This window comes from Roseburia sp. 1XD42-69 (genome assembly GCF_003612565.1).
Taxonomy (GTDB): domain Bacteria; phylum Bacillota; class Clostridia; order Lachnospirales; family Lachnospiraceae; genus Roseburia_B.
Genome location: NZ_RAZG01000092.1, coordinates 1 through 9,269, shown reverse-complemented (window position 1 = coordinate 9,269; position 9,269 = coordinate 1). Strand labels below are relative to the sequence as shown.

At 41.7% G+C, this 9,269-nt stretch carries 9 protein-coding genes; 3 read left to right on the top strand and 6 right to left on the bottom strand.

Features of this window, described 5'->3' with window-relative positions; translation table 11 throughout:
• Nucleotides 1-89: 89 nt before the first annotated feature.
• Nucleotides 90-668 carry a hypothetical protein gene (locus D7Y06_RS22165; protein WP_120409760.1) on the bottom strand — a complete coding sequence of 193 codons (579 nt, stop codon included), beginning with the start codon at nt 666-668 and terminating at the stop codon, nt 90-92.
• Between the two features lie 182 nt (nt 669-850).
• Here D7Y06_RS22165 and D7Y06_RS22160 point away from each other — a divergent pair, with 182 nt between their 5' ends.
• From D7Y06_RS22160 to D7Y06_RS22150, 3 genes are read left to right on the top strand one after another with little or no spacing between them, the layout of a single operon-like run.
• Entirely contained in the window at nt 851-1,255 is a 405-nt protein-coding gene (locus tag D7Y06_RS22160) for a BlaI/MecI/CopY family transcriptional regulator (protein ID WP_120409759.1), read from the top strand.
• Between the two features lie 20 nt (nt 1,256-1,275).
• Complete coding sequence (locus D7Y06_RS22155; RefSeq protein ID WP_120409758.1) at nt 1,276-2,391, top strand: M56 family metallopeptidase; 1,116 nt, start codon at nt 1,276-1,278, stop codon at nt 2,389-2,391.
• A 35-nt stretch (nt 2,392-2,426) separates the two neighbouring features.
• The gene (locus D7Y06_RS22150) at nt 2,427-2,663 is read left to right on the top strand and encodes a hypothetical protein (RefSeq protein ID WP_120409757.1); all 237 of its coding nucleotides are present in this window, start codon (nt 2,427-2,429) and stop codon (nt 2,661-2,663) included.
• Between the two features lie 74 nt (nt 2,664-2,737).
• On the opposite strand, the gene D7Y06_RS22145 is transcribed toward D7Y06_RS22150, so the two are convergent.
• The 5 genes from D7Y06_RS22145 to dctP form a co-directional block, all read right to left on the bottom strand.
• Nucleotides 2,738-4,078 (bottom strand): MATE family efflux transporter, encoded by a 1,341-nt coding sequence (locus tag D7Y06_RS22145; protein ID WP_120409756.1) that lies wholly within the window; start codon nt 4,076-4,078, stop codon nt 2,738-2,740.
• Nucleotides 4,079-4,131: 53 nt separating this feature from the next.
• Nucleotides 4,132-5,829 carry an AAA family ATPase gene (locus D7Y06_RS22140; RefSeq protein WP_120409755.1) on the bottom strand — a complete coding sequence of 566 codons (1,698 nt, stop codon included), beginning with the start codon at nt 5,827-5,829 and terminating at the stop codon, nt 4,132-4,134.
• Nucleotides 5,830-6,101: 272 nt separating this feature from the next.
• Complete coding sequence (locus D7Y06_RS22135; RefSeq protein ID WP_243119452.1) at nt 6,102-7,418, bottom strand: TRAP transporter large permease; 1,317 nt, start codon at nt 7,416-7,418, stop codon at nt 6,102-6,104.
• Entirely contained in the window at nt 7,387-7,872 is a 486-nt protein-coding gene (locus D7Y06_RS22130; protein WP_120409761.1) for a TRAP transporter small permease, read from the bottom strand. Before D7Y06_RS22130 ends, D7Y06_RS22135 begins: the two co-directional genes overlap by 32 nt.
• A gap of 131 nt (nt 7,873-8,003) precedes the next feature.
• Nucleotides 8,004-9,119, bottom strand: coding sequence for a TRAP transporter substrate-binding protein (gene dctP / locus D7Y06_RS22125; protein ID WP_120409753.1), 1,116 nt, complete (start codon nt 9,117-9,119; stop codon nt 8,004-8,006).
• Between the last annotated feature and the right edge of the window lie 150 nt (nt 9,120-9,269).

The window sequence follows — 9,269 nt, the reverse complement described above, 5'->3', positions numbered from 1 at the left end:
TGGCAACTTATAGGATACCATAAAACCATATGGAAGGGTTATTTTTTTATTGATAACTTACAACTCACAAGTCAAATATAACAATAAAGTTATTTTGATCGCTTTCTATTTACATCATTAAAATTTCCAGCCATTCCTAAATTAAAAAATTCTTTTAGTATCTCTTCTTGGGTTATATAATTTTTTAGAGCTTGAGTATTTTTGAATACAAAACCATTATTTTGGGGAACATTTCTTTTTCCTTCTAGCTCACTATAAATGCTTTCTATCCAACATAAATAACTACCATCTGGATATATTATAACTCCCGCACTTTTTGCTGGTGGACTTAAACTCCTTATTCCCTGCTGCGCAGAAATTGAACAACACTCATTAATTATTTTCATTATTTTCTCGGAAAATGCAGAATTATTATTCATTTTCTCAAGAGTACCTCTACTTACAATTACATTGTTAAGTCCTGATACTTGATGGATACTTTCTGATGGGGCAATTAGCTTTGCATTATATTCTGATTCAATACTTTCTATCAACGCATTAATAGATGCGTCATCTTCCACCTTATTTACCATCTTGCTAAAATTAGTGGTTTGACTTTCAATATTATTGATACCTCTGCCTAAAATGTCTAATGCCGCATTACATGAGTTTATGCTATTTATAAACAACAGAAAATCCTCCTTTTCTCTGCAATTATTGATTTTATTTCTTTAATGCTATTATATTTATCAAATTATGTCAATAAATTCTTTTTATTTTGAAAATATATTAATTTTATGTTTGACATGATATTAATAACCATATATAATGCATTTATAATCTATAGATGAATGAAAGGTAACCCAAAATCATGCCAAAAAAGAAACGCAATTACTTTTATCTTGCACCAAAAGAAGAATTAGCGATGAAAGTACTATGGGACACAGACGAGGCTCTGAGCGCTTCTGCAATCGCAGAAAGAATACCGGACCGCTCCTGGCCTGCCTCCTCTATCCAGAGCATCCTTCGGGGGCTGGAAGAAAAAGGCGCCATCAAGGTAGATGCCATCACAAAACTGGGCAAATCCTACGGCAGGCTGTTCCGCCCTATGTTGTCAGCAGACGATTATGCCACCATGCAGTTTGAGCGGTACTACCAAAACGGGAAAGCAAATTGTTTTTCCTTAATGTCATCCCTTTTAGGAAATACCAATGCAGAAAAGGAAGAAGTGATTGACGCCCTTCATGCTCTTTTAGATGAGTATGAAAAAAAATAAAGCCATGGAGGGCAGACAGAATGGAATTGACTGTTTTTACTGTAGCAATAACTGTATTCTGGGTCAGTATTTTTGTAAAGATTATTGCTTCTCTTAGAAAACAGATGGCGGCTTTGAAATACTTTTCCATTTACCCTTTACTGTTTCTGCTGATGCTTTGTATCATAAGGGTAATTTTTCCTCTGGAGCTCCCCTTTACTGTCATAGTTGAGTCTGAGAAAATTTTACCCCCAGTCCAACATTTTCTATGCACTCCATTTACAATTATTTGCGGAGCAGATATCACGGTATTCCGTGTCATTCTGGGAATTTGGATTTTGGGAGCCGCAGTTATTTTGGCAAAACAGTTACATTCTGCCCATCGTTTCCGGCATATCGTAGACATACTTCCCGCAGCTAAGGACAAGCGCTTATACCATATTTTGGATAAAGCAAATTCAGGAAAGCTGAAAACTTTTGATATTAAGATACATAAATATTTTCAGTCACCGGCTGTTATAGGAATTTTTCATCCGGTAATTCTTTTGCCGGAGATGGAATTCAGTGACGACCAGTTATTTGGGATTTTTCTGCATGAAATTTCACATTTTAAGTTCAGACATCAGATGATTAAACTGATTGCGGAATGTATCCGTGTCTGTTTCTGGTGGAATCCCATATTTCGTACATTATCAGATGAAGTGGCTCATGCCCTGGAAATGCATTCCGATAAAATGGTTTGTTCAAAATTAGACCAACGTCAGAGACTGGAATACTGTAAAGGCATTGCAAGGGTGATAGAAAATCGAAACAGATTTTCCTACCCGGCTCTCTACGGATGCGGCCTTGTAGAAGAAAATAATAATGATAAGTTGGCTCAGCGCTTTCATATGATATTAGGCAATGGGTATCAAAATAACAAAAAATTTCCTTTGCTAATGATGTTGTTGATTTTCGCCGTCTTTCTATCGTCTTATTCCTTTGTGGTTCAGCCTCGCAGTGAGCCTGCACTGGAATTCTATGATTCTGGTGTAGTAAATTTGGAGGATGGCAATTCATATTATTATGAAAAAACTGAAAATGGGTATGAATGGTATGATTCCTCAGGACACCATATAAAAGCTGTAATGGATTTGGAATTTGACGATTTTAACTGACAAAAAGCCATATAAAATCACAGGAGGATTATGAAATGAAATTCAAAAAAATATTTGTATTAATGTTGTGTGTATTTACAATAGCTTTACCTGCCACAGTATCAGCCCAAAACATTTTCCCGGCAGTATCCATGGAAGAAACTTCTCCCGGCATCCAGCCCCGTAAAAATGTAACTGGGTACAAATACATGACACTTAACGGAAAAAGATATAAAAGATTATGGTCTTATACCTATAACAGGTGGGAAGATCCGGCATGGACTCCGGCATAAAAATTCATTCAGTGTAAAATTTCTTTTATTATGTGTTACCCCTTTAAAACAGGGCAGGATAAGTTTTCAAATGCTTATTCTGCCCTGTACTTTTTCCTGTAATACAGATAGAACAGAACGCAAATCACCCCGGACAGCAGGGAACCTGCCGGAGCCGCCAGCCCCATAGGATAGAGATTCTCCGGAAAATACACGCTGGCCAGATACGCCCCGGGTATACGCACCAGCAAAATAGACACGATATTATGTAAAAATGAAATCCCCGACTTTTGAGCACCACAGAAATATCCGCTGAAACAAAAATGGATTCCCGCAAAAAAGCAGTCAAAGGAATAAGACCTCAGATACGTGCATCCCGCCAAAAGTACCATAGCATCCCTGGTAAAAAGCCCCACCAAAGTCTGAGGCAGAAACTGGCTGTACAGAGCACAGAAAATCCCCCATCCCATGGTAATAAGAAGTCCGTACTTTAAAGTCTGCCTTGCCCGTCCGGGTTTTCCCGCCCCCATATTCTGGGCAGTGATGGCTGAAATTGCAGAAAGGAAAGCGGAGGGAACCAAAAACATAAAACTGATAATTTTTTCCACAATTCCCACACTGGCGGAATCAATCAGCCCCCGGCTGTTGGCAATTACCGTAATAACAATAAAGGCTATCTGAATCAGGCCGTCCTGCAAGGCTATAGGCATCCCTACCTTTAAAATATCAGACGCCATTTCCCTTTGAAACCCAAAATCCTTCTTTGTTACTTGAAAACCCAGGTCACATCTTCCCATAACCAAGAGTGCTGCAGCCACACTTACCCCCTGGCCGCACACAGTCCCAAGGGCGGCCCCTGCTGCCCCCATATGGAATGTACCGATAAACAGAAAGTCCAGAAAAATATTTACCCCGCAGGCAATTCCCACAAAATACATAGGGCGTTTGCTGTCCCCTGCCCCCCGAAAAATACTGCTAATTACATTGTATGCAGTGATAAATGGAATCCCTGCAAAACAAATTCTAAGATAGGATACGGTTTCCTCCACCGCCTCCTTTGGTGTCATCATCACCCGGGTTATGGGGAAGGCAAGGAGCACAAGAAGAACCGTAAGGACCGCCGCAAGCCCGGTAAATAAAAGGACGCTGGTTCCCACTGCAAGGGATGCCGCCTTTTTATCCCCCGCTCCCACGCTCCGTCCAATCCGCACCGTAGTCCCCATGGCAAATCCTACGATAATCACTGTGAGCATGTGGATAACCTGGCTGCCTATCGCCACGGCGGTTGTGGTCTTTGAACCGTTGTAAAGCCCCACCACAAATAAATCCGCCATTCCGTAAAATGTCTGCATAAAACAAGACAGGAGATAGGGAAGGGCAAACCACAAAAGGTTCTGCCCCACACTTCCCTCTGTCAGGCTGTGTTTTTCTCTCATAATATAGAAACTTCCTTTATCAAAATTGTAGTTACCCCGAAAAATCCATTTCTCTATCCAATCAACACATTCTTACCCTGAAATGCAAATCCATATTTTTGAATCCGCTCCGGCGCAAATCCTCTGGCAATAAGCTCGGCTTCATAGTGCCGTTCTTCAATCTGGCGTTTTGCATTTTCAACCGTCTCCTCAAGATTTTTTTCCTTACCATATTTATGAACCTTGAATTCGATAATATATGCATGGTCTTTTTCTCTGTCCGCAGGTGAAAGCATCACATCGTACCGACCGAAACCGCTCTCCCTGTTGGAAGTAATCTGAAATCTCCCCGCCAGTTCCACCATCAGCCCCAAAACGAAACCATGATAAAACCGCTCCGGCGCATCTTCTTCTGATGCTCCTTTCGCGGTATCAAAACTGGAAAAACTTTGCAGGGAAATTTTATTTATAAACTCGTTCATTGCGTCCACATCATTCACAAGCAGCGCTTTAATAAAATTGTTATAGTGAGTCTCTGCGGCACCGCCAAACCACCCCTTTACCATATGGTCAAACATACATTCCACTTTCATATTAGTAAGGGCCAGAGTGTATACTTTTTCCTTATGGACTCCAATACGAGCAAGGTTTAACACCTTTAAATATCCTGTGGCCAAAAGCAGGCTCCAGACAGCGTTTGTGTTTCCATTAAGCTGGCTGAAAACAATCTGCTCATCCAATTTTGCCTCAAAGCTTTTTCCCTGTAAAAGTTCCTCCATAATTTCTTTCAAATCAGAACTCCCCCCCTGTATCAGAGAGCTGATTAACCCATTGGAGCTGGTGTCTGCCCAGTAGGTGTCATATTCACAGTTATTCCCAATAAAGGACGCAATTGACCAGGGATTATAGATATCAGTATGCCCGCCAAAAGTAAAACCGTTATACCACCGTTTTACTTCCTGCTTTTCCTGGCCCAATCCCGCAGCGTCCAATGCCGCAAACACTTCCTTCTCCGTAAAACCGAAAGATACGGCATACTGGCTGGAAGTGGTGGATGCCACCTTCAGGTTATTCAGAGCCGAAAAAATGCTCTGCTTTGAAATCCTTGTAATTCCTGTAATCAGCCCTCGGTAAAGAAAAGGATTCGTCTTAAAGGTACTGTTAAAAAAACTTCTGAAAAAACCTACCGCTTCTTCCCAATATCCTGACAGCCATGCTTCCTGCATGGGAGTGTCATATTCGTCAAGGATTACAATCACCTTTTTGCCATAGTAACGCTGCATAAAATCTGACATCCGATGCACAGCGCCTGCCGCCGCCGTATCATCCATTCCACACTTTACATATTCAAAATATTCCCGCTCGTTATGGCTCAGCAAGTCTCCCTCCAGAAGATAACGATTCTGCGCATACAAATCAGAAATAACTTCTGTAACCTGATATTTCATCCCCTGGCAATTTACTGCTTTCACATTTGCAAAACTAAGCTTTATAACCGGAAATGTACCCTGCAATTTTCTGTATTTTTCCTCTTTCCAGATAGAAAGGCCTTCAAACAGGTCGCTTCTGCCTGCGTATTTGTTGGAGAAAAAACATTCTACCGTACTCATATTTAAAGTTTTTCCGAATCTCCGGGGACGTGTGATTAGAGTCACTTTATCCGCATTTTCCCACCATTCCCTGATAAAATCCGTTTTGTCTATATAAAAGATATGCTCTGTTCTCACTTCTTCAAAGTCCTGATACCCAAGCCCCGCCCTCTTCTCGTCCATACAGCACCTTCTTTCCGTTACAGCACACTAAAATCCATTCTATTATTTGTTTTAGCGTGTCCTGCTGACTATACGCCCAATTATACATTTCCCAGTCATTTTTTACAATACTTTTCTGTTAACTTTTTTCATTATAAAAGTATATAAATATCTATGTGCACCCATGTACATAAAAAAACCGGGCAAAACAGCTCCTCGCCATTCCACCCGGTTAAAATCACGTACAAAATACCCCTATTTTATACCATAAAACCTTCTCCAATACACTGCAGTTAGAACATTGCCGGGAACAACGTGGCAGGAATTGCCAGCCACAAATCCGAAAACAATACCAAAAGCAGCAAGACTACCAGTGATGACAGGAAATAAGGAAGCGCTCCCTTAAATGCGTCCTCAATAGTAATTCCGCTGATAGACGAAGCTATCAGAAGACAAAGCCCATAGGGCGGCGTCACCAGGCCAAGAGCCAGGGTAACGATAATAATCAGTCCAAGGATAATCGGGCTGATGCCAAGAGATGTAGCGCTTGGCAGAATAATAGGCACAAACAGAATCATTGCCGGAACGGCATCCATAAAAGTACCCACAAACATAAAGAATACCACTACAACCAGAAGGAATACCAGTTTTCCTCCTGCCATGTTTACAAAGAACTGCTGAACAAATACGTTGAGCTGATAGTAGCTTAACAATTCGCCCAAAGCGTTTGCAGTAGCCAGTGCAAATAAAGACAGGGAAGATAACTTCATAGTCTCAATTAAGATTCTGGGCAGGTTTTTCACCTTAATGGTGCGGTAGAAAAAGATACCTACTATCAAAGCATAGATACATGCAACTGCCGCAGATTCCGTAGGTGTAAATAATCCGCTGACAATACCGCCGATAAGGATAATGGGCGTTAAAAGGGCTGGAAGAGACTGGCCTACCTGACGTGCAACATCTTTTAACGCAACTGCCTCCCCTTTGGGGAAATTCTTCTTTACGGAATTCAGTTTAATTACAAACATCATTGCCAGTCCAAGTAAAATTCCAGGCACCATACCGCTCATAAACAAAGCTCCTGTGCTGACATTTGCTATACCTGCATACACCACCATAGTGATACTTGGGGGAATAATGGAGCCTAAGGTAGAACTTGCTGCTGTAACCCCAACAGAGGTTCCCTTATCGTACCCGTCTTTTTCCATTGAAGGGATTAAGATTTTACCAACCCCTGCCGTGTCTGCCTGGGAAGAGCCGGAAATCCCCGCAAACACCATGGACACCAGCACGTTTGCATAAGCTAAACCGCCCCGGAAACGTCCCACCAGTGCATTACAGCAGTCGATAAGTTTTTCTGTAATCTCCCCCTCATTCATCAGATTTGCCGCCAAAATGAAAAGAGGAACGGCAAGGAGGGTAAAACTGTTTAAGCCGTTAAACATCTTTGTAAACACAACCGTGTTTGGAATGTCAGGAATTGCAAAGATACCCGTAAAAGATACCACACCCAGGGCAAAGGAAATCGGCACGCCGATTGCTACCATTACACAAACAATATAACAAGCAATGCACCCATTAATTATTTCCTCCTTTCGCCAGATTGCCAATCTCCTCTATAATCTGCATCACAAGATAAATAGCGGAAGTAACACCGCAGATTGGCAGACAGAGCCAAGTGGGTCCTCTCTTAAAAGAAGGAATGGTCACCCACGTATAATTCCAGAACTGCTTTGCAACCAGAACCCCGTAATATGCCATCAGCACCGCAAAAATAAGCATAACCACAGAAATAATCAATGCAATCACACTTTTTGCCTTAGGGTTTTTTAACATATCACTTACAGAGGTAAAGGCAAAATGGCGTTTTTCATATACCATTGCCCCAGCACCCATAAACACTGCCCAGATAAAAGAATACATAGATACATCTTCTGTCCATGTGGCTACGATTCCCACATAACGGGAAAACATCTGAAACACAACCGTTACAAGGAAAATCAGCAAAAACACGCCGCCCACTGCAATTTGAACCTTTTGAAGAATTTCAATTGCTTTTTTCACTGCTTTCTCTCCTTCTGACACTTTCGCTGCCCGGGCCTGCAAATCATACATTACCGTATTTTGCATCCCGTACATCTAAAAACAGTCACCCAGTCTCCCAGGTGACTGTCTCCTTTAGAATAAACAACAAATTATTTTGCTGCAGAACGAATCATCTCTAACTCTGCTGTCATGTTATTGTCCTCTGCAAATTTGTCCATAATTGGATTCGCAATTGCTTTAAATGCCTCAATATCAATATCAGCATTTTCGGTTACAGTCGCACCGTCAGCGATAACCTGCTTTTTGGACTCTTCAAACATCTGATATGTAACCTGGCGCTCTTCTGCTGTAGCCGCAACACATGCCTCGTCAATCCAGCCTTTCTGCTCATCTGTTAATTTGTCATAGAAAGAACCGTCCATCAAAAGAAGACGTGTAGTGTAGTCGTGATGTGTCTCAGATACGAACTTGCCGTTGTCTGTCTTGTGATGCTCTTTTAACATAAAGTTTGTGTAGTCATTTTCAGCAGAATCTACAACGCCCTGCTGTAACGCCTGATAAAGCTCACCCCATGCCACGCTGGTAGGAATTGCACCGCATGCGGCAAAGAAGTCCTGCTGAACCTGTGATGACTGGGTACGGATTGTCATACCTTTTAAATCGTCTGGTTTTGTAACTGCCTTTTTGCCGTACACGTCACGGACAGAAGATGACCAGTATCCCATAATGCGGAAGCTGTTGCCTGTTTTCTCGGTAACAATATCTTTCATCTTGTTTCCGAAATCACCGTCTAAACATTTCTCCCAGTGATCAAAGCTGTCAAATAAGTACTCCAAAGAGAAAATATCAATCTCCGGCACACCGATAGATGTCATAAATCCCGGTGAAGCAACCACAAGGTTTGCAGCTCCCATGGATAATTTCTCAATAAGCTCGGATTCATTCTCTCCTAAAGTTCCTTTGTGGACAGTAACAGCAATTTTTCCCCCTGACTTCTCCTCCACTACCTCTTTAAACTTATCCATACCATAGGAATATGGATTTTCCAGAGACGTCTGGTTGGAAGCGATAATCAGGTTTAACTCAGCTGCTGAGGTATCCACTCCAGAGCCGCTGTCTGCAGAACCCCCGTCTGCCGGTGCATCTGCTTTTTTGTCTGCACCTGTGTCTGCATTTGACGCTGTGGACGCCGGTGCTCCCCCGCATCCTGCCAGTGATGCCAATGCTAAACTTGTTGCCAATGCCACTGCAAATTTTCTTTTCATAGTCTTTGTCCTCCCTCGTTTATAGTGACTATTTATCTTTTACATGCTAAGCACGCAAAATTCTTAAATAAATTACAATCTCAAACTTCGCATTTGAATAAGCGCAGATGCACCTTGAAAATTCAATAAAAACTGGCAATAAAATAGCAT

Excerpts from the sequence above, each read along its gene's own strand:
- D7Y06_RS22160 (WP_120409759.1), top strand. The coding sequence starts at position 851 with ATGCCAAAAAAGAAACGCAATTACTTTTATCTTGCACCAAAAGAAGAA.
- D7Y06_RS22155 (WP_120409758.1), top strand. The coding sequence starts at position 1,276 with ATGGAATTGACTGTTTTTACTGTAGCAATAACTGTATTCTGGGTCAGT.
- D7Y06_RS22150 (WP_120409757.1), top strand. The coding sequence starts at position 2,427 with ATGAAATTCAAAAAAATATTTGTATTAATGTTGTGTGTATTTACAATA.
- D7Y06_RS22145 (WP_120409756.1), bottom strand. The coding sequence starts at position 4,078 with ATGAGAGAAAAACACAGCCTGACAGAGGGAAGTGTGGGGCAGAACCTT.
- D7Y06_RS22140 (WP_120409755.1), bottom strand. The coding sequence starts at position 5,829 with ATGGACGAGAAGAGGGCGGGGCTTGGGTATCAGGACTTTGAAGAAGTG.
- dctP (WP_120409753.1), bottom strand. The coding sequence starts at position 9,119 with ATGAAAAGAAAATTTGCAGTGGCATTGGCAACAAGTTTAGCATTGGCA.